General features: G+C 42.6%; 22 protein-coding genes. 9 read left to right on the top strand and 13 right to left on the bottom strand.

Going from position 1 to position 22,629, the window contains the following annotated elements:
• Nucleotides 1–18 precede the first annotated feature (18 nt).
• Complete coding sequence (locus VB740_RS24410; RefSeq protein ID WP_323202460.1) at nt 19–804, top strand: DUF928 domain-containing protein; 786 nt, start codon at nt 19–21, stop codon at nt 802–804.
• 74 nt (nt 805–878) lie between these two features.
• On the opposite strand, the gene VB740_RS24415 is transcribed toward VB740_RS24410, so the two are convergent.
• Nucleotides 879–1,253, bottom strand: a complete 375-nt coding sequence (locus tag VB740_RS24415) for a hypothetical protein (protein WP_323202461.1) — start codon at nt 1,251–1,253, stop codon at nt 879–881.
• Between the two features lie 331 nt (nt 1,254–1,584).
• Here VB740_RS24415 and VB740_RS24420 point away from each other — a divergent pair, with 331 nt between their 5' ends.
• On the top strand, nt 1,585–1,746 hold the full coding sequence (locus tag VB740_RS24420; protein WP_323202462.1) for a hypothetical protein: 162 nt from the start codon (nt 1,585–1,587) through the stop codon (nt 1,744–1,746).
• Nucleotides 1,747–1,848: 102 nt separating this feature from the next.
• Here VB740_RS24420 and VB740_RS24425 read toward each other — a convergent pair whose 3' ends face one another.
• The 4 genes from VB740_RS24425 to VB740_RS24440 form a co-directional block, all read right to left on the bottom strand.
• Nucleotides 1,849–4,893, bottom strand: coding sequence for an S-layer family protein (locus VB740_RS24425; protein WP_323202463.1), 3,045 nt, complete (start codon nt 4,891–4,893; stop codon nt 1,849–1,851).
• 127 nt (nt 4,894–5,020) lie between these two features.
• The gene (locus tag VB740_RS24430; protein ID WP_323202464.1) at nt 5,021–5,152 is read right to left on the bottom strand and encodes a hypothetical protein; all 132 of its coding nucleotides are present in this window, start codon (nt 5,150–5,152) and stop codon (nt 5,021–5,023) included.
• Between the two features lie 162 nt (nt 5,153–5,314).
• Nucleotides 5,315–7,924, bottom strand: a complete 2,610-nt coding sequence (locus VB740_RS24435; RefSeq protein WP_323202465.1) for a CHAT domain-containing protein — start codon at nt 7,922–7,924, stop codon at nt 5,315–5,317.
• Nucleotides 7,905–8,099, bottom strand: coding sequence for a hypothetical protein (locus tag VB740_RS24440; RefSeq protein ID WP_323202466.1), 195 nt, complete (start codon nt 8,097–8,099; stop codon nt 7,905–7,907). The genes VB740_RS24435 and VB740_RS24440 overlap by 20 nt, the downstream gene beginning before the upstream one ends.
• Nucleotides 8,100–8,170: 71 nt before the next feature.
• Here VB740_RS24440 and VB740_RS24445 point away from each other — a divergent pair, with 71 nt between their 5' ends.
• Complete coding sequence (locus VB740_RS24445; RefSeq protein WP_323202467.1) at nt 8,171–8,347, top strand: hypothetical protein; 177 nt, start codon at nt 8,171–8,173, stop codon at nt 8,345–8,347.
• Between the two features lie 40 nt (nt 8,348–8,387).
• Here the strand turns inward: VB740_RS24445 and VB740_RS24450 are convergent, their stop codons facing one another.
• The 4 genes from VB740_RS24450 to VB740_RS24465 all read right to left on the bottom strand — a co-directional run bounded on the left by VB740_RS24450 (nt 8,388) and on the right by VB740_RS24465 (nt 12,764).
• Nucleotides 8,388–8,852: a CYTH domain-containing protein gene (locus VB740_RS24450; protein WP_323202468.1), complete on the bottom strand. Its 465-nt coding sequence runs from the start codon at nt 8,850–8,852 to the stop codon at nt 8,388–8,390.
• A gap of 361 nt (nt 8,853–9,213) precedes the next feature.
• Nucleotides 9,214–9,882, bottom strand: coding sequence for a DUF6875 domain-containing protein (locus VB740_RS24455; RefSeq protein WP_323202469.1), 669 nt, complete (start codon nt 9,880–9,882; stop codon nt 9,214–9,216).
• Between the two features lie 1,020 nt (nt 9,883–10,902).
• Nucleotides 10,903–12,549, bottom strand: coding sequence for an alpha/beta hydrolase (locus VB740_RS24460; protein ID WP_323202470.1), 1,647 nt, complete (start codon nt 12,547–12,549; stop codon nt 10,903–10,905).
• 71 nt (nt 12,550–12,620) lie between these two features.
• Entirely contained in the window at nt 12,621–12,764 is a 144-nt protein-coding gene (locus tag VB740_RS24465; RefSeq protein ID WP_323202471.1) for a hypothetical protein, read from the bottom strand.
• A gap of 398 nt (nt 12,765–13,162) precedes the next feature.
• Here VB740_RS24465 and VB740_RS24470 point away from each other — a divergent pair, with 398 nt between their 5' ends.
• Nucleotides 13,163–13,549: a hypothetical protein gene (locus VB740_RS24470; RefSeq protein ID WP_416290545.1), complete on the top strand. Its 387-nt coding sequence runs from the start codon at nt 13,163–13,165 to the stop codon at nt 13,547–13,549.
• Between the two features lie 51 nt (nt 13,550–13,600).
• On the opposite strand, the gene VB740_RS24475 is transcribed toward VB740_RS24470, so the two are convergent.
• The gene (locus tag VB740_RS24475; RefSeq protein WP_323202473.1) at nt 13,601–14,656 is read right to left on the bottom strand and encodes a M28 family peptidase; all 1,056 of its coding nucleotides are present in this window, start codon (nt 14,654–14,656) and stop codon (nt 13,601–13,603) included.
• A 750-nt stretch (nt 14,657–15,406) separates the two neighbouring features.
• Here VB740_RS24475 and VB740_RS24480 point away from each other — a divergent pair.
• Nucleotides 15,407–16,678: a sulfite exporter TauE/SafE family protein gene (locus tag VB740_RS24480; RefSeq protein ID WP_323202474.1), complete on the top strand. Its 1,272-nt coding sequence runs from the start codon at nt 15,407–15,409 to the stop codon at nt 16,676–16,678.
• On the top strand, nt 16,653–17,345 hold the full coding sequence (locus VB740_RS24485) for a hypothetical protein (RefSeq protein ID WP_323202475.1): 693 nt from the start codon (nt 16,653–16,655) through the stop codon (nt 17,343–17,345). The genes VB740_RS24480 and VB740_RS24485 overlap by 26 nt, the downstream gene beginning before the upstream one ends.
• Nucleotides 17,346–17,432: 87 nt before the next feature.
• Here VB740_RS24485 and VB740_RS24490 read toward each other — a convergent pair whose 3' ends face one another.
• The 3 genes from VB740_RS24490 to galE form a co-directional block, all read right to left on the bottom strand.
• Entirely contained in the window at nt 17,433–17,828 is a 396-nt protein-coding gene (locus VB740_RS24490) for a type II toxin-antitoxin system VapC family toxin (RefSeq protein ID WP_323202476.1), read from the bottom strand.
• The gene (locus VB740_RS24495) at nt 17,825–18,061 is read right to left on the bottom strand and encodes a type II toxin-antitoxin system Phd/YefM family antitoxin (protein ID WP_323202477.1); all 237 of its coding nucleotides are present in this window, start codon (nt 18,059–18,061) and stop codon (nt 17,825–17,827) included. The genes VB740_RS24490 and VB740_RS24495 overlap by 4 nt, the downstream gene beginning before the upstream one ends.
• Before the next feature lie 182 nt (nt 18,062–18,243).
• Nucleotides 18,244–19,242 carry a UDP-glucose 4-epimerase GalE gene (galE, locus tag VB740_RS24500; protein ID WP_323202478.1) on the bottom strand — a complete coding sequence of 333 codons (999 nt, stop codon included), beginning with the start codon at nt 19,240–19,242 and terminating at the stop codon, nt 18,244–18,246.
• A 417-nt stretch (nt 19,243–19,659) separates the two neighbouring features.
• On the opposite strand from galE, the gene VB740_RS24505 reads away from it, so the two are divergent.
• The 3 genes from VB740_RS24505 (at nt 19,660) to VB740_RS24515 (ending at nt 22,378) form a co-directional block, all read left to right on the top strand.
• Nucleotides 19,660–20,313 carry a hypothetical protein gene (locus VB740_RS24505; RefSeq protein WP_323202479.1) on the top strand — a complete coding sequence of 218 codons (654 nt, stop codon included), beginning with the start codon at nt 19,660–19,662 and terminating at the stop codon, nt 20,311–20,313.
• Nucleotides 20,300–20,473: a hypothetical protein gene (locus VB740_RS24510; RefSeq protein ID WP_323202480.1), complete on the top strand. Its 174-nt coding sequence runs from the start codon at nt 20,300–20,302 to the stop codon at nt 20,471–20,473. The genes VB740_RS24505 and VB740_RS24510 overlap by 14 nt, the downstream gene beginning before the upstream one ends.
• A gap of 153 nt (nt 20,474–20,626) precedes the next feature.
• Nucleotides 20,627–22,378, top strand: coding sequence for an ABC transporter ATP-binding protein (locus tag VB740_RS24515; RefSeq protein WP_323202481.1), 1,752 nt, complete (start codon nt 20,627–20,629; stop codon nt 22,376–22,378).
• The last annotated feature ends 251 nt before the right edge of the window (nt 22,379–22,629 follow it).

Raw genomic sequence — 22,629 nt, forward strand, 5'->3', positions numbered from 1 at the left:
AACTTGAGGCGTAAAAATATGAAGTTATCTGTACAAAAGATTCAAATTTTCCTCGCCATTAGTTTAACATTCCTTAGCTCTATAGATGTGCAGGCACAGCCTACAAATCCCAACGGACAATTAAACCAATCATTGATTTTTGCTGCACCACCCCCACCAAAAGACATCGGGGAACCAGGTAAGCGAGCAGAAGCAGGTAGTCGTGGCTGTGGTCAGGATATCAATAAGCCTCTGACTTCTTCTCAAAAGCGGCTCACAGCCCTAGTACCTGTTTATTCAAACTCAGAATTGGTGTTTGGCACAACGATCAGAGAGCATCCTAATTTCTTATTTTATGTCCCTTATGCATCGGACTTTGCATCTGGAGAGTTTGTGCTAGAAGATGAAGCAGGAGATCAGACTATTTATAAAACTTCTTTAACGGGGACACCTGGAGTAGTCAGCCTTCCTTTGCCATCAAAAGCAGCACCCCTGGAGATAGGTAAGCGCTATCGTTGGTATTTCAACATTTACTGTAATCAGGATAAGCAAATTATTGCTGATATTGAAGGATACATAAAACGGGAGCAACTGAACCCTACTTTGAAAACTCAATTGGAAAAAGCGACACCAAGCCAACGCGTAACCCTTTATGGAAGTAATGGTATTTGGTATGAAGCGCTGAGTGCTGCTAGTGAAGTGCGTCGCACCAATTTGCAAGATACTTCTTGGACGGCGCTATTGAAAGCTGTTGGTTTGAATGATTTTGCAACTGAACCAAAGGTGGAATGCTGCAACCTAGAGAGTCAGAAACCCCAGCCCTAAAGGGTGGGACTTAAAAAAGCCCAGCGATCGCTCGTGATGGATGTAAAGAAACATTTCTGTTTCTTGAAAGAGCGTTACCTTGTAAGCGCAACTGACTTTTTGCGGCTAGAACGCTTGCGGTCTGATTTTTTCTTCAATCCAACCGCTTGGGCTTGATCGCTATCTGAGCCATATTGCCCGCGCACGACTTCTTTCATGGCTAATACCGCATTGTGAAATTCCCATTCTGCTAATCGGGCAGCATCGGCAGCAGCACGGTATAAAGTTAGTTTTTCGGTTTCGGTTTGTTGAGAACTCAACATAGCTTGATAAGCTTGCTGTAACTTTGTAGTATTGGCATCAGCACGGGTTGTATTGTAGGTGCTGATGGTTTGCAACCCGTGCCATGAGGTAACATCTTCACTAATTAGTTGAGGGCGTAAACGGCGTGTGGTATCTTGGGTAGGCATATATGTATACCGTAATAGAGTATATATTTAATGTGCCCATTGCGACACTAAAACTAACAGTAAGGTAAAGTTTTTAGCTCAATACAGTTCAGATAAGACAAAAACACTTGTAGAGACGGCGATTTATCGCGTCTCGAAAACCCAAAATTTTTTACCAGTAGTCCTTAACCCAAGCGTATTGAGATATAGTTAAACGGGTTAAGCGAGCAGGGGGCAGGGGGCAGGGAGCAGGGGGAGAAAGAGTTTGAGCCTTATTTACTTTTATTTACATAGTTTGGTTTTATTGCACCGACTTACTTAAATTGTAGTTGTTGATGCAATTGAGTTGCAGGTGGGTGCAATTGAGTTGCAGGTGGGTGCAATTGAGTTGCAGGTGGATGCAATTGAGTTGCAGGTCGATGCAATTGAGTTGCAGGTCGATGCAATTGAGTTGCAGGTCGATGCAATCCAATACCTTTCGGTTAAGGGGAAAAGGGAAGAGAAAAACCTTTAACCCTTACCCTTTAACCTTTTCCCCAAGCCCAATTTCAAGTTAAAAATGCTTAACCGAACAGTATTGGGATGCAATTGAGTTGCACTCTAGTGAAGTCAAATGTTAACTTGCTCTGCAAGATGCAGGCTTCAACCAAGGAATATGGGGCTTAGTAGTGGGAAGATTTGCTGTCAGAACGACTTCCCCTTTTTGGTTTAGCGCCAAACCAGTAGCTTCTATAATGCGTTCTGGTGTGGGGGTAGTTGTTTTACTGGTAGAATATGAGCGATCGCGGCGATCGCTGTTTGGATTGAGAGTAATCAAATCTACCTGCACTGCATCAGTGTTAAGAGCTTCACCTGGATTAGGTGGCAAACCGCCGCGCCCAGTGATTGTAAAACTACTCTTAGCTAAATTTCCACCAGCTTGACAAGTCTGTGCTACTTCAGTGTCAGGGGCTATTGTTGGCAGGTTGACTAAGCCACTGTTAGGGTCTACATCAGGTGTGTTGATTTCTACATTACCACTTAACTCAGAACTTGCTCCTGTTGCGGTGATATCGCTTGTTTTCTCAGATTCCACATCTCGGAACTGTATACCAAAGATACCTTGGGCATTGATTCGCACATTTCCCCCACGGAAGTCTTGAGAATTGGCGCTGATATCACTATTTTCAAAAGCAACAAGGAAATCGGTGTCAATATTGATGTTGCCGCCGATGACGTTTTCCCCCCTGGCGTTGGTTCTGATGTTGCTATTACGGCTCATTAACAAATCTTGTGAGTTAATGTTAATTGTCGCTTGCTCCCTATTCGGGTTAACTCTAGCGTTGCGTGTGTTACCGCTAAGTAAAGCGTTGTTGTTTAAACGGATAGAGCGAGCATTTAATGTCATGTTGCCTGCGGTTCCTGTTCCCAAACTTTGCACGGTTATTGCAGCTCCATCTCGCACTAATAAGATATTAGTTTTAGTAGTCAAATCTCCTGCATCCCCTGTTGAGTTTCGCTGTGCGGAAGCAGCCAAGCCACTGGGAAACCGACCATCAGCAGTTGTACCAATCAGTTGCATGTTTTGGGCATCAACGATTAAATTTCCACCCTTGCCCACACCAAATGTACTAGTACTCACCTGTGCCCCATCTTGCACTAGTAAGGTATTAGTTTTAATAGTCAAATCTCCCGCATCCCCTGTTGAATTTAACCTTGCGTCAGCAAACAAGCCACTGGGAAACTGACCATCGGCACTACTAATAAGTTGTACGTCTTGGGCATCAACGATTAAATTTCCCCCCTTACCCGCACCAGATGTAGCAGCACTCACGCTTGCCCCATCTCGGACTAGCAAAGTATTAGTTTTAATTGTTAAATCTCCCGCATCCCCTGTTAAATTTGACCCTGCGGAAGTTCTTAAGTTACTGAAAAACCGACTATCGATACTTGTACCAATCAGTTGTACGTCTTGGGCATCAATGATTAAATTTCCCCCTTGGCCTGTACCAGAAGTACCAGTAGATACCTGTGCCCCATCTTTGACTAGCAAGGTATTAGTTTTAATCGTCAAATCTCCCGCATCTCCTGTTGAGTTTCGCTGTGCGGAAGTTGCTAAGTTACTGAAAAACCGACTATCGAGACTTGTACCAATCAGTTGCACATCTTGAGCATCAATGGTTAAATTTCCCCCCTTACCCGCACCATATGTACTAGCACTCACCTCTGCCCCATCTCGCACTAGCAAAGTATTAGTTTTAATAGTCAAGTCTCCCGCATTCCCTGTTGAGTTTGCGTATGCGTCAGCACTCAAGATGCTGCCAAACAGAGCATCAGCTGATTCACCAATCACTTGTACATCTTGAGCATCAATGGTTAAGTTTCCACCCTTGCCCGCACCAAAAGTACTAGTTACCAGCAATGCTCCATCTCGTACTAGCAAAGTATTAGTTTTAATTGTCAAGTCTCCTGCATCTCCTGAGTTTGGCTCTGCGGAAGCAAACAGGCCACTGGGAGGCTGATTGGCACTTCCACCAATCACTTGCACATCCTGCACATCAATGGTTAAATTTCCCCCCTTACCCGCACTAAAAGTACCAGTACTTACCTGTGATCCGCCCTTCACTTGTAACGTGCTAGCACTGATATTGACATCACCTCCCTGTCCGTTTGCTTCTCGTCGCACCTGATTAGCAATTTGACTCACATTATCAAGACTAATTGCTCCAGTTGCATTAAGCTCAATATTTCCCGCCTTACTATTATCAGAACCTAGCCCACTTTCTATCCCTAAAACCAGGGAACTTTCTGCTGTCATCTCTAAATTCCGAGCATTAACCGCGATACTTCCACCATCATCAGCAGTAACTCTTACCAGAGCGCCATTGCGAAGGAAAACATTACTTCTTTCTCCACTATCTGGAAAACTTAAGCTCAGATTATTACCATCGCTATTTAACCCAACTGTTCCCGCGCCTGATAACCCACCTAACTCAACTCGCCCACCAAAAGCAAACAATCCTCCACTATCCATATTGATATCGCCGCCTACCAACAGCAAGCTCTTGCCATCTGGTACGCGCAAACCTCTTGCTATAAATTCAGAAGATGGATTTAAACCGGAGGGAGCCACTGAGTTATTTTGGATAGGTGCGGTTTTGATTTGATTAAATATTAAGGCGGAAGGGTTGACCGTTAGCAGAGATGAAGAACTTTCTGGATTTGAAGCACTAAAAAAACCTTGATTGCCAAAAGCGATCGCATTCGCTGTAGTCGCCACAAAAGAACCACCAATATTCAACGAAGCATTACGCCCAAAAATAATCCCCGATGGATTAATTAAAAACAGATTGGCTGTGCCATTAGCGTAAATTAAGCCATCAATCTGAGAAAGTGACCCACCCGTTACCCGACTGATAATATTCTGAATATCCGCAGCATTATTAAACAAAGCAGCGCCGTTAGTCGGGACAGAAAATTCCCGAAAGCTGTGGAACAAGTTCCCATCTGCTTGGGTTCCTCCTTCAATGATGCTGTTGTTCCCCTCTAATTTGACACTGGAGTTATTAGGCAAAGTGCCATCCGGGATAATGTCGGCAAAAGCGCAATTTGTACTCCAAATGCTTGAACCACATATTGCAATTCCGATAAACCAGTCCCAACGAATACTTATCTTGGACATTGTACCTCTCTTAGCAAAGAGCGATCGCTAAACTTTTGGTTATGTCACACCACCAATGTGGGTTTCCCGTATTTCTCACAAGCTTCAGGCGTTTGATGGAGCAGAGGGGCAGAGGGGCAGAGGATTGTTACTCTCCCCTGCTCCCCTGCTCCCCTGCACAAGCGCAGGCTTTGAGGGGTGTGGTGAGAAATCCGGGGTTTACAGTGGTTACAGTCACCTCTAGATAATTCTCAGTTGCGATCGCGTTAGTTTTACGCAAAACTTGCTAATTTATTTACATAAATTTATACAATCGAATTGTCAGGCGATGCAATGGCATTGTTAATTGAAACAATCGAATTGTCAATTGATGCGATCGCATCTGCGTAAATAAATAGACAAAAAGTTAACTCCAACTCTTACCACTTCAGGTGGTGATAGCTCAAAGCCAATTACCCAAAAGAACATAGGGGGCCCAATACCTGGGACGTTTGTATTTGGGATTTTGCAAAAGAGCTAGCTGGGCGTGACGGAGTACTTCAGCTTTAGTCAGGTTTTTGTTGCCTAACTCTTGGTAAAATTGACTCATCAATACAGCAGTAGACTCATCATCTAAGTTCCACAAAGAAGCGATCGTGCTGCGTGCTCCTGCCTGAAAAGCAACACCAGCAATTCCTAGTGCAGCTTGTTCGTCTCCGGTTGCTGTTTGACAGGCACTAAGAATGAGCAATTCAATCGCTTCGGGTCTATTTTGCTCTAGCGTTCGCACTAACTCATTTAACTTTTTGACATAAATACGCTCATTCCAAGCGACAATAAATGTTTCCTCAGCCTTGGAGCTAAACTGACCATGAGTTGCAAGATGAACGATAGGGAAAGGTAGAGAATTAATCCGGTTTTGCAAAGCTTCGCTGGTAAATTCTTGATTCAGAAGGATGCTGCTAGGGACTTGAGAGCGGATTTGTTCTAATTCAAGTTTGACGTTGGGTAGTGCAGAAAATCCCGAACTTGCTTCACTCAATCCTGCGGCTATTGCCTTGAATTCTTTTTGTGATGTTTTGGGTTCAATCAGTTGCAGACTGGGGGTGAGTGCAATGTTATAGTTCTCAACTAGATACTGTTTGCCATCGTAGAGAGCTGCCATCGGAATATTCCGCAACCAACCATCCAGCACAAACACCAAAGTAGGAGTCTTATTTTCAGCTAAGGCAGCTTCAGCAGGTTGAATCAGCCATTTGTAAACCTTCTGGGATAAAGATTGAACCTGTCGCAGCGTGTGTGGTTTGGGTAGATTTTCCTGTAGTTGCTTTAAAGTAGTTTCCACTTCTTTTTCAACTACAGGGGTACTGTAGTGCAACCAACGCTGTTGAGGCAACTCGATAATCACCTCTAGTCGGTCTGGCAAAATAAATGGATAAATAATTGCTGCCGTTGGATCTTTTTTTGGATTACGGATTTGAGCATTTAAACAGTTGTTGCGAAAAAAGTTTTCTAGTTCTGCTATTTGGAGTAATTCGATTGTATTGCTGGCTTTTGCGAGATTTTCTGAGCTAATTTGATTACCCGGAGATTGCAAAAGTAAATCAACCAACTCCCGATAAACTGGTTCAACTTCCTCTCGAAAGGAAAATTTCACCGCAGAATTGACAGCAACTAAATCACTGCGAAGGGCTTGAAGGTTATTAACTGCTTCTGTGTAAGCTGCTACTGCTCCTTTGATATCTCCCTTAGTTTTAAGCAAACGTCCTAGTTGCCATTGCCATTGATAGCCAATGTCTTTAGCATCGATAGCTTGAGCAATGAGCAAGGCTTGTTGGGTGAGGTTTTGGGCATCAGATAACTGTTGAGTTTGTTCGTACACTTGACCTAAAACACCAAGAGCATAGGATTGTGTGCGTTTATCTTGCAAATTTTTTGCTTGCTCAATAGCAGTTGCTAGTAATTGGGCAATATCCAACGATGAGGGATTGTCTGCGGCGGTTTTTTTTCGGAATTGCATTAGACTTTGAGCAAAGTTAATGCGGGCAGAAATTGCTGTCCGACTAACGGGTAAGTCGTTAAGCTGAGTTTTAATTTGGGAGGACAATGTTTGGAAAGCTGACAATTGCTCAGTTTTCAGCAGTAGTCTTAGTTGATTGGCTTGAGCTTGGATGCGTGTAATGGGTGAGGTTGCAGTTTTGATAGTTTGCTGATAAAATTTTATCGCTGTTTGCGTATCTTGCTGAACACGGGCTGTATTACCCAGACTGAGAAGAATATCAGCGATCGCTTCCTGATCTGGTAACGATGAAGCTACTTCTAAACTTTGCTGCAATATCTGCCGAGATGTTTCTAAATCACCTGTAACTTGCACGACGTTGCCGAGACTATGCAAAGCTGCAACTTTAACAGGTGAGTTGGGTTGACTTTGGAGAATCTGGGTACTTTCTCTTAACGTCTTCTCGGCTTGGCGATAAAACCCTAAAGCTTGCAAAGCTTGCGCTTGGTTAATGCGATTTTGCATAACGGCTCTCTCGTCGCCTATTTTGGTATAAATATCAAGTGAAACTCGCCAAGTATCTAGGGCATCTTCAGCTTTGCTTTGAGCCAATTGCAGGCGACCTTTGATATCTAAAACTTGGGCTAGAATTTGCGAAGAGTCTTTGCTATCTATATTTTGAGCAGTTTGTAATAAGTTGAGACTTTGAGCGTGAAGCGAAGCTATCGCATTGCGAATCGCACCTTCTGCCTCTGACCACTGTCCCAATTGCTGATAAGCTAATGAGAGATTACCCAGTGCGATCGCTTGCCTCAGTTCATCTCCATTGGCTTTAAATGCAGAGATAGCTTGTTGCCAAGAAGTAGCAGCTTCAGCAAACCGTTCAGCTTCATAAAATTTACTGCCCTCTTCCATCAAGTTTTGGGCATCAGGCAAGCTTTGAACAATTGAGTTTTCCGCAGTTAAATGTGCGAAAGTGGGGGGCAATAATCCCGCGCCTAAGAACATAGCCAAAAGCAGCAGTACACTTAAAAAGCGTTTGATTTTTCGTAATCTAGATTTTTTTCTTGCCATGACCAAAAGTACTAGAACTTACAGAACCTCCATCGCGGATAGTCAAGCGCCCAGTAGTAATGCTTATGTCTCCCCCATTACCCGTTGCTCTTGTTGGAAATACTCCAGTACTCAAACGGCTAAGAAACGCTAATCTCCAGCACCAATGCCGCCTGCATCGCGTCATTCTAATCATCGCAACCCTTAAATAACCAGCAAGTAAACCACACCCTCTCATTAAGGATAGATAGAAAACCCACGGTAGGATTGCTAGAAATAATTACGAATAGTTACGCTGCGATGCCTGCGGGGGGCTACGCCAACGCACTATATATCTGCAATCAACCTCGTCTTCCTCAGAAAGAATTGCAACACAGTTTCTTCTTTAGAAATAATATCAACTGTACGATTTTCGTTGATGGTGCGATCGCAACTATGTGTTAGGTATTTTTGTAAAATTGAGTTGTTGCCAATATTGCAGCAATTACCATTGTGAAAAAGGATGTTTTACTAAATTGCTGTTGTAATATCTAAAATCATCAGAAACTTCTTTTCCAATCCAACTTGGTAGCTCAATCTGTTGATTTTCATCACTGAGTTCAACTTCTGCTAATATTAATCCTTTATTAACACCATCAAACTCATCTATTTCCCAAATCAAACCACCCGACTCTATTTTATATCTAGTTTTTTCTATGAAGGGACGTTCACATAACGTCTCAAGTATTTCTTGAGCATCTTGAACAGGAATAGGATACTCAAACTCTGATCTCGAATATTTAATATTGGGGCCTTTAATGGTCAAATAACTGTTTTCTCCTACTATACGTATACGTACAGCCGCTTTATCTTGCGTGGCAATGTATCCTTGACGATATACACTACCTTCAGCTAATCCTCTCCAGCTATCTCCTCTCACTAAATACTTCCGCTCTATTTCTTTTGCCATTTTACTTACCTGATCGTGTGCTTTTATACGTCAAAAAGCTAAGTTATCTTCAAAAACCAACTCCATGCGAAGTTACGCCATACTCAATCACATTGCCAGTTTTATCAACATCCACTGACTCGATTAATTTCTAGTTTTATGGCAACAGCCATGTTTGTGGTTATTTCTAAGGCACGGAATGCCAATCCTATGCTTTCAATGCCTGATTGTAACGCACCCGCTTACCAATGATATAAGAGTTGGGATGTGAAATTGCGATCGCTGATATTACCATTACTGAAGTGCAGATCGTAAAGACGATTGTGTTGGACGGGGTAACAGTCCCTTTCCAACACCTGCCCTGTTGCCTGTTGTTATATTTTCACCTGAAAATGGCTGTTTGTTCTTTCGCTAATGCTAATGCTTGATGAGCATTTTTAAACTTTGTTTCATCTGTAAATTTATGAGCAAAACACTTTAAATAAGCTTCCAGATATCGAATACGTAAGTATGGATCAGCCGGACTTTCAAGAAAAGGGAGATCAGCTTCAACCATAAACCGGATAGCCAACAAGGGTATAGGGCTACGAAGTGGACGAAAGTTTGGGTTGTGCAGACCAGGAGTTTCATTATGTTTATGAAATTCTCCTATCATCAGTCCTGACTCAACGAACAAAGGTTTAAGTTTTTGTTGGACATTATCTACTAGTTTAGAAGCATCTTCTATATGGATGTCAGGAAAGATAAGTAAAAAAGCTCTATTGATTGCTAATTCCTGTTTTTTAACATCCATCTCAAGAAAGATATCTCGGTAGCGTCCAACGACTTCTTCTAATTGCTCTGGATACAAATCTTTTGTACGAATAACTGCCAGATGAATACTGTTTGACTTGAGAGAATAAGGTACAAAAGGGCAAACAGCGCCGGGTCTTCCTAAATTAGGATGAGGTCTTCCTAAAAAATTTTTCACCCACTCCATAATTTCAATCAAGTAAGGAAGGTCTTCATTTTGCTGGAGTTGTTCTATTTCAAGAGTTGTATAAAGTTGCATGAGCTTGAGTGAAATGAAATAATTGTTTAATTCTGAATCAAAAATTAGTTTTGTAATATCCCTCTTTTGTCAGAATGGGAGAAACCAATCGCTGATAGCATTTCGGGACTTGATTTTCCAATTGAAAGCTATAACTCTTGATTACTATTAAAAAATAAAGCTTCAAACATTGATTAAATCAAGGTCTTAGAGTTTTGCTTAGATTATTATTCTCCGAGAGTAATAAAACGAGGATATCTGGCTTCTAGTAGATAAAAATGCCCTAGTATTTTTGCCAACTTAAAAAAAGTTACGCAAAAAATATATAAGTATATTTTCGCAGTGAATAACTTATGTTCCTTTAATTTTGGCATTTGAGCTAGAATATACATGTATTATCCAGCAGATGCTCCTACTTTTTTTACACTCTCAAGTTTCTATTATTTTTAAGGAGAAAAATATAAAGTTTATGTATAAATAATTAGTTTTACTGTAAAACTTTAGTATTGTTTTAACAATACGTATGCGTTTACTATCAGGTTGATAAGCTTCTGCTTGAGTAAAATATCAAAAATAAAGTTAAATTTTCTAACCTATATCTTACTCAATATATAAATCAATGTATAAAGTAGAATGCATTATAAAAGCAGCTATTATCAGTCTAATAAGGGCTTACTTAGACATCTGTAAAAAACGTTTGGTAACTTATGGGCTGGTCACGCCAAAAACCTGAACTTTAAGAAACGTGAGTTCGACGAACCTCTCCCTGTCTTGAACCAAAGTTCAAGTTTCTCTTTGAGTCTGAAAGGGACAAGTTTTGCGTAGTAAAACTTCTTAGATGAGCCTTTCCTCGTTAAGAGGCTCCCGCTTGGAAATGCATTCACTAGGCTTTACCTCCATTCAGATATTGAGGCAGCAGATCCTAATAGGCATTCCCATACGAAGGATGGGAACGAGAGAACAATCACTTGTGTATACCCTGTAGATATCACTAGTCTTAACCAAGCTACTCACAAAACTCGATATTTGTTTAATTGCCGCTTATTTATCAACAAATTTTTTCACCACTGTCATAGCATCAGGAGGAATCTGCGTAATTAGGCGAAATGGAAATGTCGCAGTCGAAGCAAACTGAGCATAATCTGATGTCAGAAAAATCGCATAGTTTTTAGCTTCTGGAGTCATCTGGAAAGCAAAGGCCAAAGCTATAGCTTTAATGTACTTGCGAATATCTGCTGCTTGTTCACCCACAACTTCACCGCCACTAAGTGGTGTATTTGGTTGTCCTATCTGATCCAAAGTCTTACTGGGGTCTTTTACACTTAGATGAGTACCCCCAAGTATACCTACTAGCCATTTTGGGGATGGGATTTTGTCAAATGCCACAATCTGTTCAGTTAAAGCTGGGGTGGTTTTATCTGCGGAACCTGCTAAGACTAGGGTAGGAACTTGCACCTTAGTTAACCCAGTTTCGCCAAAAATCAGAGAAGTTGTAGGATTGAGAGCGATCACTTGTTTGATTCTAATATCCCGCAGTTGATAAGTATTTTCTGGTAGTTCTTGAGCAATGCACTGCATACCTTCTGCTAGACTCAAGCCAACCAAGTTCTTTTTGCAGCGTTGTTTAAGTCGCTCCAGTTGTAACTCGGCTCCAGCAACTGCTAAAGCTGTACCACCACCAAAAGAATAGCCAACAACCATTGCGTTCGTGGTTGCAATTTTCCCAACAAGCGGATTATTAGGTGTTTGGTTAAGCTTTTCTAATTCGTCGAGAACAAAACTAATATCTTGAGGGCGATTTAAAAACTCCTGAGGTTTTACAACTCTGGTTTTACCTTGCAATGCCAAGTTAGTATTTGCCTCATTACTACCGGGATGTTCTAAAGCTGCTACTACATAACCGTGGGATGCTAGATGTTCTGCTAGGTAACGCAAGTCCGTGCGGACTGACCCGAAGCCGTGAGAAAAGACAATTACGGGTTTATTGGCAGTTGCAGCATCTGACCAGTAAACATCAACTGGTATTTTACGGTCGCGCTTTTGGTCATTCAGGCTTAAGTTGAGTATTTTTACTTGAGCGCTTCCTGGTTGGCTAGGGTCAAAAGGGAAAGCAATCTGCGGTGTTTTGGAGTCGAGTTGGGGAGCGATTGCTAGCATAAATTGCTGGGTACGCCAAAAAGCGGTATTCAAACTCCCTGCAACTATAAAGGCCTGTGGTAAATCAATTTCTAGGCGTTTACTGGGATAAGCAGCGATAAAACTCAGTATAGAAAGACCTTGCGGAGCAGTAGAACCTAATACCAATCCTGCTCTCAGTGCTTGCACTCCAGCTTTGTCCTTTCGGGCTAAGGCTGTAGCAAAGTCATTGAGAATAGTTGTGCCAATCTGAGTATTAACTAACCTATTAACAGTGACAACATCCATCGGTATATTCATGCCCAGCGCTCCCAAGAAGAAGCGGCGTTGTTGTTCAGATAATCCTTTAGCGTAAGGCTGCAAACTCCCTGGTAATTCCCCAGTTTTTGCAGCTTTTTGCAACTCAGCAAGGGAGATGGTTTCTGTAAATAAACCCAAACGCACAACAACGGTGTCAGCCGCAATAGCCGAAGTATTTATTCCAAACTGTGTAAGTGCAATCGCGCTAAAGAAACCCGCAACTGTCTTAAGACTTCCCCAACTTTTTCTCATAAACATTTATACCAAGTGTTACTTACGGGAATATAACGGATATTTGTGTATTTGACTACTGCAAGAATTCCCTAGATATAAAAGCAGATTTTTGCCTGAACTTGATGGCGATGTCTATGACGGCTAGACCTACGCGCCGATATCCTCAAAGCATCTGCTAATGTGAACAGAGCCACATCAAAAACATCACAAAAGTAACGAATTGTAGAATTCATCACAGCTAAAAATTTAAGCAAGAATCAGTGTTGATAGCCACAAAAGCCTAATTATTTATCCGCTAAGTTTAATACTGTAAAGAAGTTCTCAAACCGGGGAAGCGATGCCTACGGCGGTAAACTACGCATCTACAATCTGAACTTTTTTTGGGCTGATGTCTTGACTGAAATTTTTTTTGACAGCAAATTTAACCGACCGCTTAATGTTCCTGTATTTACCCTTTAGAACGTGTTGCAGAGGTGTTTCAGGTAGATAGTTTAACTGCTGTAACTGCACTATCATTACCCATCAAATTCTACCAGCCGCACCAACAATTTCTCTTAGCTTTATGCATCGCAGACTCCGCTATATTTTGATTTTGCTGCTCTCCCTGAGTCTTATTACACTGTGGTGGCCTGTGAATGATTCTGATTGCGATTTCGAGACTTTTTTAGCATCAAAAACTACAAAATTTCAAGTGAATGCTACTAAAGTTATTGTTCAGCCGTGGCGTGGCCGTCACAATGTATACGGAATCTTTACGATTCCTGATGAATACAAAAAAGCTCCATTTTTTGTATTAACAGTAAAAGGTGCTGGCAGTTACTGTTCAAAACAATTTGGTCATAAACAAAACTTTAATGGTATCTTTGCTAAACCAGCAACTTATCTGGTAAAAAAGCCTATTAGAACTCGAACGGCTCTGCGGCTGATTCTCCAAGGTTTGTATTTTCAGATTAATGATAAAACAAATTGGACGTTGACTTTTCCTGAACCAAAAACTAGTACTGCTATGCAAAATTAGTTATTTATTCTTTAATTACGAATTACGAATTACGAATTACGAATTATTCGGTCAACTTGGTGGTCGAGTTTCTAAAACCTCGTTTTTCTCTAACAAGTCAATAGTAGCATTGACTACGATCTGTGCTGCTCCTGTGAAAAACGATCGCTCGATAGTCGCTGGAACATCGCTACGTTGATGATAGTGCGGAGTACGCAAATTTGCTGTATCTGTCACCAGCACAGCACCCACACCCTGATACCAAAATGGTGCATGGTCGCTGCGTAAGGTGTCTGGTGTTAGTAAACCTTTAAAAGGGATTGGTAGTGTTAGGACTGATGGCATTGATTTTTGTTTATTCAGAGCATTTGAGGGGAGCATTTGTGAGTTTTGAAAGGCACTCAGCAAAGGCAAATGTTCTGTATCACCGACTACTGCCAAAAAGTCGCCCTTGTCGCTAATTGGGGTAACAGGTAACCCCGCAGGGTATTTTTGACAACCAATAGTGTAACAAGCATAACCTACCATATCCATGATGATCGCTCCGCTTAAGTTTTGTAAGCGGGCTGTCTTGCTAACGAAAGCCTGACTACCCAAAAGTCCTGCTTCTTCTTGGTCAAAAAAAGCTAGCTGTAACGTTCGTGGTGTAGGACGGGAACCAAGTAACCGGGCTATTTCCAGCATTACGGCTACACCACTAGCATTATCATCAGCACCAGGGGATAAGGCAACAGTGTCGTAATGCGCTCCTACGAGAATTGCTTTAGCGGCTTTGTTAGTTCCTATACGTTCGGCAAAAATATTCACACCTTCAGAGAACTTTTCCAATTTGGGCTTCCAGCCTAATTTTGTGAGTTCAGTTGTGATATAAGTGCGAGTAAGCGATCGCTCTTTTGTTGTGTAGCGTTGAAAATTTAACTTTTGGATATGGGTTAACAGCATGTCAGCAGACACTTGCGGCGCACTGTCAACTTCCTTTGACTCTGGCTGTAGCTGGGGTATTTCCACTGGAGTGCGCTCAACAATTGCTGGCGACGGGCGCTGTTCAAAAAACGTGTTACCCCTACTACCACCCACCACGGCAACTGCTATCAGCACCAACAGCATCAGCCAAATCCATTTTCTCATGTGATTTATCCTTGGCTTCCAGACTTAGGTTAGCGCAAATCCCTAGTTATCACTTTCCACGATTGCTAGGAAGGATTTAATATTTTGGTTTCCTAAATTCTTGGATAAACCTGCAAAGTTACTTTTCAATCAGCTTAATTGTCTATTTTAATAGAATTTTCCTTTATCCTTGCGAATTGCAAATTGCGAATTGCGAATTGGTTTAATGACTGCCTCACTCAACCAAAAAATCTCATTCACTGAGCTAGCTCACGAAGTGCATTCCTATACTTACTGCTTACTTTTTGATAAGCTTTCATAGCCTTTTCAAATTCAGACATGTCAGGTGTGGTTTGAGGATTATGAGAATGTTTCACAACGAAAAGTACCCCATTCTTACTACGTCTAAATTTTAGACTTTGAAAAGATGGTATCAATTTGTTTTTGATCTTACGAAGTCTCAAGGTTTCCATGATAAACAAAGCCAGTGATTATGGCTTTAATCTATTTGTCCTAAGCCCAATATACCTCATCTAATTGGGCCAGGTCACTTTAGTTCTACGTGAGTATATTTATTGAAGCTTTCTTTCCCAAAGTAAATATCAAGTTTGACGGTTTGTCTTTTGACAGCGATCGCAACTTCACGTAAAGTCCCCCACTAGAGGAGTGCTGAGTACTGAGCAAAGAAGAAAAGAAAAGAATTTCTTATTATTTCTTCAAAATCTTTATTCTGACACTCAGGACTCATGACTCAGAACTCAGGACTTTTTTATGGTAGATTTGTTGCTGATCTCAATCTTGGGGTTCCTGGGCAGTTTTGGACATTGCTTTGGAATGTGTGGCCCTCTAACAGTGGCGTTTTCTCTGTCTCATCAGCCGAAAGTTCCACACACAGCTTCATTAGGGCGCACATTAACCTTAGAAAAGTCCGACACTTGGCAACAGCAATTAAAATTTCATATCCTGCTAAACTTGGGGCGGATGTTGAGCTATGCTCTAGTCGGCGCTGGCATTGGGGCGCTAGGTTCGGTATTGCTGCAAGGTGGACAGCTAGCGGGTGTTGGTAGCGACTTCCGCCGTTGGATGGCAATTTTAACTGGCGTAATGCTGATTTGGTTTGGCTTAGGACAAGTAAAACCCGATTTACTGCCGCGCATTCCCGTGTTACACCCCTTATTACAAGGTAGTTTACACGATCGCCTCAGCGCAGGAATGGTTAAGCTTTCCTTAAAAACCAAATGGTGGACACCAATGCTTTTGGGGATGACTTGGGGTTTAATGCCTTGTGGTTTCCTGTATGCTGCCCAAATTAAAGCTGCTGAAACTGGCAATTTATGGATGGGTGGGGCAACTATGCTGGCTTTTGGACTGGGAACTCTGCCGACTATGGTAGGTGTAGGCGTTTCCACATCATTGGTAAGTAAAGACAGGCGCAGTCAGTTGTTCCGATTAGGCGGTTGGGTGACACTCACCATTGGCGTCATCACCTTGTTACGGACTGGTGACACAATGGTAGATTACACCGGACACGCCGCATTAATCTGCTTAATTTTGGCACTAATTGCGCGTCCCATCAGTGGCTTGTGGGCTTCACCACTGCGTTACCGTCGCGCCTTGGGGGTGGGATCTTTTGTGCTTTCTGTGGTTCACACCGCCCACATGATAGAACACTCATTGCAATGGAATTTTGCCGCCTTTTCTTTCCTGCCGCCAGAATTTCAGTGGGGTATGGCTGCGGGTGCTGTAGCATTGATATTAATGTCCCCCGCCGCTTTAACGAGTTGGGAATCTTTGCAGAAATCTTTGGGCAAGCGTTGGCGACAGATTCATCTATTGGGTGTGCCAGCCTTGCTCTTGAGTGCCATTCATGCCGTGTTGATTGGTTCCCATTACCTGGGTTCCTTGCAATCAACTTGGGAAAATAAATTAGCGGCAGTACTGATGGTAATTATTACCCTCAGTGTATTGATGGTGCGTTCGCGCTTTTTTTGGTCAAAGTTAGCCGTAGAAAAGTTTTATGTCCCCCCAACTAAATCGCGGTAAATCATCCTTATTTTCTGGCTCTATCCCAACAAGCCAAAAACAAAGGCTTTACCCGCTCAAAGGAATTTTCTGGAATCAAGGAACAATCAAGTATTTCTTATTCCTAAGTTGCTTAGTTATACCAATAACTAATCTTTACCCTGCTTTTGCTCATAAAGTGGAGATATCTGGAGATGTTGGCGGCACTCTCCACATTGAGCCAAACGATAATCCTCGTGCTGGAGAAACAAGCCAAGCCTGGTTTGCACTTACCCGCAGAGGTGGAAGGGTGATTCCCCTGTCACAGTGTAATTGTCGATTGGCTGTTTATGCCCAACCTTATGCAGCCGGAGAGCCACCTCTTTTAGAACCACAGTTAGAACCTGTAGCAGCTGAACGTTATCAAGGTATTCCAGGTACAGATATTACCTTTCCCAAGCCAGGGATTTATGAGTTGCAACTAAATGGTAAACCAATCTCTGGGGCAAGATTCAAACCATTTAACTTCAAATTTGAAGTTACTGTAGCAGGTGGATCTACACAAAATTCACGAAACCTGCGAAATGTCAATGGTGATTTAGTAGAGGGTGGATCTCAACAATTACCATTTTGGGCGATCGCACTTCCAATCCTCGGATTTATCGGCATCTTAGTTGTCGTACTGCGAAGTATGAAAGGGAGTGAGTAGAGACGCGATTGATCGTGTCTCTGATTAATCATGTCTCTACGAGGTAGGGAGACATTTTTCTTTGTGTCTCCCTTTCTGCGAGTCAGTTCACCAGATAGTTTGCACATGAGGGTAGTTCAGAATCTTTGCATCGCAAGTTACCAGAGGAATTCCATATCGCCTTGCGATCGCAACTATAATTCTGTCTGCCGGATCTTTATGAAAATTGTCTGGTAACTGTGTACTGGCGATCGCATCTAGAGGATTCAAAGGCTCTATAACAATGCCTGAGTGTGTTCGCGCCAACGCATACCATTCATCAATCGCCAAGGGTAACGTTAGTTTTCCAATGCTGAACTTGATTGCAATCTCCCATACCGAAATAGCAGACACCAGCAAGCCACTTTGTGGTTCTTCTGAATCAATTGCGGCTTGCGCCCGACTCGATAACTGACTTGGTTCATGAAGTAACCAGAGCCAAACATGAGTATCTAACAAAATCATTCGCCCAAAGTTTCCCAAAGCTCTGGCATAGGTTCGTCAAAATCTTCTGCAATCACAATCGGCATTCCCCGCAATGGGTAGTGATGAGTAGAGGCTTGTTTTGCTTGCCAAGGCACAATGCGAGCAACTGGAATGCCATCACGAGTAACTACAACTTCGGTTTGAGTTGTTGTCATCTCATCAAGTAGCGCTGTGAGGATACTATCTGTATCTTGAATATTGAGGTACTTCATCCCGCAAATTTTGTGCGATCGCTTTTACGCCTTAATTTTAAGCGATTCTTTGTGGAACTGGCTTCAGACATTTTCGTGTCTACCCTTTCAGTCTGCATTACTTGTAATCTGGTTGATATTATACCAGTGAAGGGGGGCAGCAATTCCCCCAACACATGTACCTACTTACTTTTGACTTAATTTTACCGATGTCGCTTTTGATGCCACTGCCACGCATGAGTGACAATATCTTTGATGGATGGATACTGAGGTTGCCAGCCTAAAATTGTTCTAGCTTTCTCGCCGCTACCAATGAGAATTGGGGGATCGCCAGGACGGCGATCGCGTTCTTCTATTGGTATTGAAACTCCTGTCACCTGTTCGGCTGCGGCAATTACTTCTCTAACGGAGAAGCCGCTGCCATTACCCAAATTGAAAACTTCGCTATCGCCACCTTTTAATAAATATTCCAATCCCAGAATATGGGCGTCTGCCAAGTCATTAACATGAATATAATCACGAATACAAGTACCATCGGGCGTCGGGTAATCAGTGCCGAAAATTGAGATGGATTCTCGTTTGCCTAAAGCTGTCATTAACACCAAGGGAATCAAATGGGTTTCTGGGTTGTGATCCTCGCCAAGTAAGCCACTGGGATTAGCTCCAGCAGCATTAAAATAGCGGAAACGCACTGATTGGAAACCGTAAGCAACATCAAAATCAGAGAGAATCCTCTCTACCATTAGCTTTGTAGCGCCATAAGGATTAATCGGATTTTGCGGATGGTTTTCTGGAATGGGGACAAATTCCGGCACCCCATAAGTGGCACAGGTAGAAGAAAAGACAAATTTCTTCACAGATGCCGTCAGCATTGCTTCTAACAGAGTCAAAGTACCAACAACGTTATTGCGGTAATATTTAGCTGGGTCAGTCACTGACTCTCCTACGTAGGCGTATGCAGAAAAGTGCATCACAGCAGCAATATCACGGGTTTTAAATAGGTGATCTAGCAAGGCGCGATCGCCTGTATCCCCAACTATCAGTTCTACCTGTAAAACCTTTTCTACCAGGTCACGATGCCCATAAACCAGATTATCAAGTATGACAACGTTATAACCCGCTTGTTTCAAAGCAAGCACCGTATGAGAACCAATATATCCAGCTCCCCCCGTTACCAAAATGGTAGGCTTTTCAGGCGACATAATTTTTCCTTTTAAGTGGATTACTCAATCAATTTAGTTTATCGGTAGCAGATTACTCTTCTGGAAAATTATAAATAATAGACGCAGTGTTAAAAAATTGCACTAAAATCACTACGACGGTAGTACTTTGGGTGTGAGGTTTGAGATATTTTAAGTCAAACAGTGCGATTACAATTTGACAATAAAATAAATCCATTTCCCGAAACCTCTAGTTTGGCCCTTACGGGTGACGCTCCTAGTGTCGCTACGGCTAAGAACTCACTAGTTGTTTCATGCAGGGAAACCATGCACGGCAGTTCCTCTTGGGCAGCCACTTATTCTTTGAATAAGAGAAAAAATGGTGTGGAAATCCCAAGCAAGGCAAACTGTATTACTACTACACTGGCTCACTGCACCAGAAAATTTGAGAGTTAATCTATGTTTCTATTGTTAAGCCGAGTACTGCTGTGGCTGCTGATTGGCACTATCGTATATTCTTTGTTCCAGCGATTTTATCCCTCTGGAAGCTTTGTCGGGCGATTAATCTTAGTCGTTATGCTGGTAATCGTAGCCCTATCATTTCTTAACCCCAATGAACCAGCTGTGGCGTCGTTGTGGAGAATGATGTCTTTTCCACTCAAGCCTCTAGGAGCCTCTGTTTTAATGATGATTTTTGCTGCTCAGAGAATCAAAGGAGGCGGGATAGACAAACCAGGAGGATACTTAGTAGGTTGGGCACTGACGATTTTGCTGTTGGCAAGTACGCCAGCAGTCGCCTATTTCCTTTATAGAGCACCTCTGGCAATGAGAGGTGAAACTTCCATAGCAGCTGCTACACCAACATCTGAGACACTGGTGGCATTAGGACAACAAACCACCGTAGCGAACATCTCAGATGTTACAGGGGGTGGCATTCTTTCTTATAATTTGAGAGTGCCTCCCTATCTATTACAAGGAAATCCTCAAGATATTCGCACACGCGGTTTACGACTTGAAGACTTTGTACCGAATGCCGAAACGTTACTATTGACAACAAGAACTTGGGAAAGTTATCTCGCTGAAGTTTACAGGTTCATGCGTGTTCAGCGGTAATCGAGGAGAAGAAGGCAGAAGGCAGGAGGCAGGAGGCAGAAGGCAGAAGGAGCAAATCATGGCTTTATTCGGCAGCCCTGAAGGAGAGTTCAGTGGGAATCTTAAACCCTTGCTTCCTAGCGTTGGCGCAGCCCGCCGCAGGCATTGCGGCAGTTCTTAGAGAAGGCAGTTTTCCTTCTGTCTCCTGCTTTTTCGATAACTATCCAGTTGGAAGAGTTAATAACAGCTTAATTGACAAGCGATATTCGCTCTAAATAGCTGTCTTCTTGGACTAGGGGTTAATCTAAAATGATAAAGTTGCAAAATTGCTTTAATGGCAAAATCTCGACGGATTGCTAAACTCACTGCTTACCTACGTCCCCACTGGCGAGAGGCGTCTTTAGGCATTCTCGCTTTGTTGTCTGTCAATGCACTGGGCGTTTATATCCCTTGGTTGATTCGTGGTGGTGTTGATAAACTCTCGACAACCTTTAGCTGGAACCAAATATTACATTACGTAGTAGTTATTGTATTGCTCAGTTCGGCAATGTGGCTAATGCGGATGGCATCCCGCATTTGGCTATTTGGGGTGGGGCGTCAGGTGGAATTTGACCTGAAACAACGGATTTTTGAACACTTACTCAAGCTAGAGCCGGCTTATTTTGCTAGTAATACTGCTGGCGATTTGATTAATCGGGCTACTAGTGATGTGGACAATATCAAGCGGTTGTTGGGTTTTGCAGTCTTGAGTTTGGCAAATACGGTATTTGCCTACGCCTTGACACTGCCAGTAATGCTGGCAATTAGTGTGGATCTCACACTAGCCTCCCTGGCAGTGTACCCTTTTATGCTCTTGTTAGTGAGTCTGTTTAGCGATCGCTTACGCAAACAACAAGCAGCAGTCCAAGAGCAACTATCTGACATCAGCGAACTCATCCAAGAGGATATCAGTGGCATGGCCTTAATTAAAATCTATGCCCAAGAAGCAAACGAGCGTCGAGCTTTTGCTAAGAAAAATCAGCAGTTATTGACTGCTAACCTGGAACTGGCAAAAGTAAGAAATACACTGTTTCCGCTAATTGGCGGTTTAGCCAATGTCAGTTCGCTGGTAATCATCTGGCTAGGGGCGGCGCGGATGTCTGCCGGGACACTTCAGGTTGGCGACTTTTTAGCACTGTTAATTTATGTAGAGCGTCTAGTTTTCCCCACAGCCCTCTTAGGATTCACAATTACAGCCTACCAACGAGGTGAAGTTAGTATTGATCGCCTTGAATCTATTCTCTCTGTCACACCGAAAATTCAAGACACAGACGATGCCATACATTTACCCTTGGCTGAACTTAAAGGGGAAGTGACAGCTAAAAATCTCACCTATACTTATCCTGGTTCCAAGACTCCGGCTCTAGAAAATGTTAACTTTACCATTGCTCCCGGAGAAACCGTGGCAGTTGTTGGGGCAATTGGTTCGGGAAAATCCACTTTAGCCAATGCTTTGCCGCGCTTGTTAGATATTGAATCAGGACAATTGTTTTTAGATGGGCTAGATATTACTAAGATAGCTTTGGGAGATTTACGAGGTGCGATCGCCTACGTTCCTCAAGATAGCTTTCTATTTAGTACTACAATCAAAAATAATATTCGCTACGGTGATCCAGTTAGCGAACAAGAGCAGATAAAATCTGTCGCTAAACTTGCTCAAATTGAATCAGAAATTAAGAATTTTCCCCAACAATACGAAACTCTTGTTGGTGAACGCGGTATTACTCTTTCTGGCGGTCAACGACAACGTACTGCCTTAGCTAGGGCTATGCTGGTTAATGCTCCAGTGTTAATTTTGGATGATGCCCTCTCTAGTGTGGATAATCAAACAGCCACGCAAATCCTCAAAAATATCTCTGGTGGTACTGTACGGAAAACAGTAATTTTCATTACTCATCAATTATCTGCGGCGGCGGCTGCTGACCGAATTTTGGTGATGGAAAAAGGAAGAATTGTTCAGATGGGCAATCACTTAGAATTATTGCAACAACAGGGTTTATATAGAACTTTGTGGAGTCAGCACCAAGTTGAGGAATTACTGCACTAGTACCGCAAGGTGGAAGTCAAAAGAATTGTATTCTAAGCTTCTTGCGCCATTTGAAATGGTGAATCAGCGTTGCGTCCGGGTTTCCCTTTGCAGGCGACTGGTGTTAGCGACGTTCGCGTAGCGTCTGTCTGCGACACGCTGCGCGAACGCAGAGAAGGAGCGTCACCCGAAGGGTATGTTTATTTACGCCATGCTGCACTAGTAGTTCGCCAAGTGAACTTGGCGGGGTAAAGGGTAAGGGGGAAGGGGGA

This window comes from Nostoc sp. UHCC 0251 (assembly GCF_034932245.1).
Lineage (GTDB): Bacteria > Cyanobacteriota > Cyanobacteriia > Cyanobacteriales > Nostocaceae > Nostoc.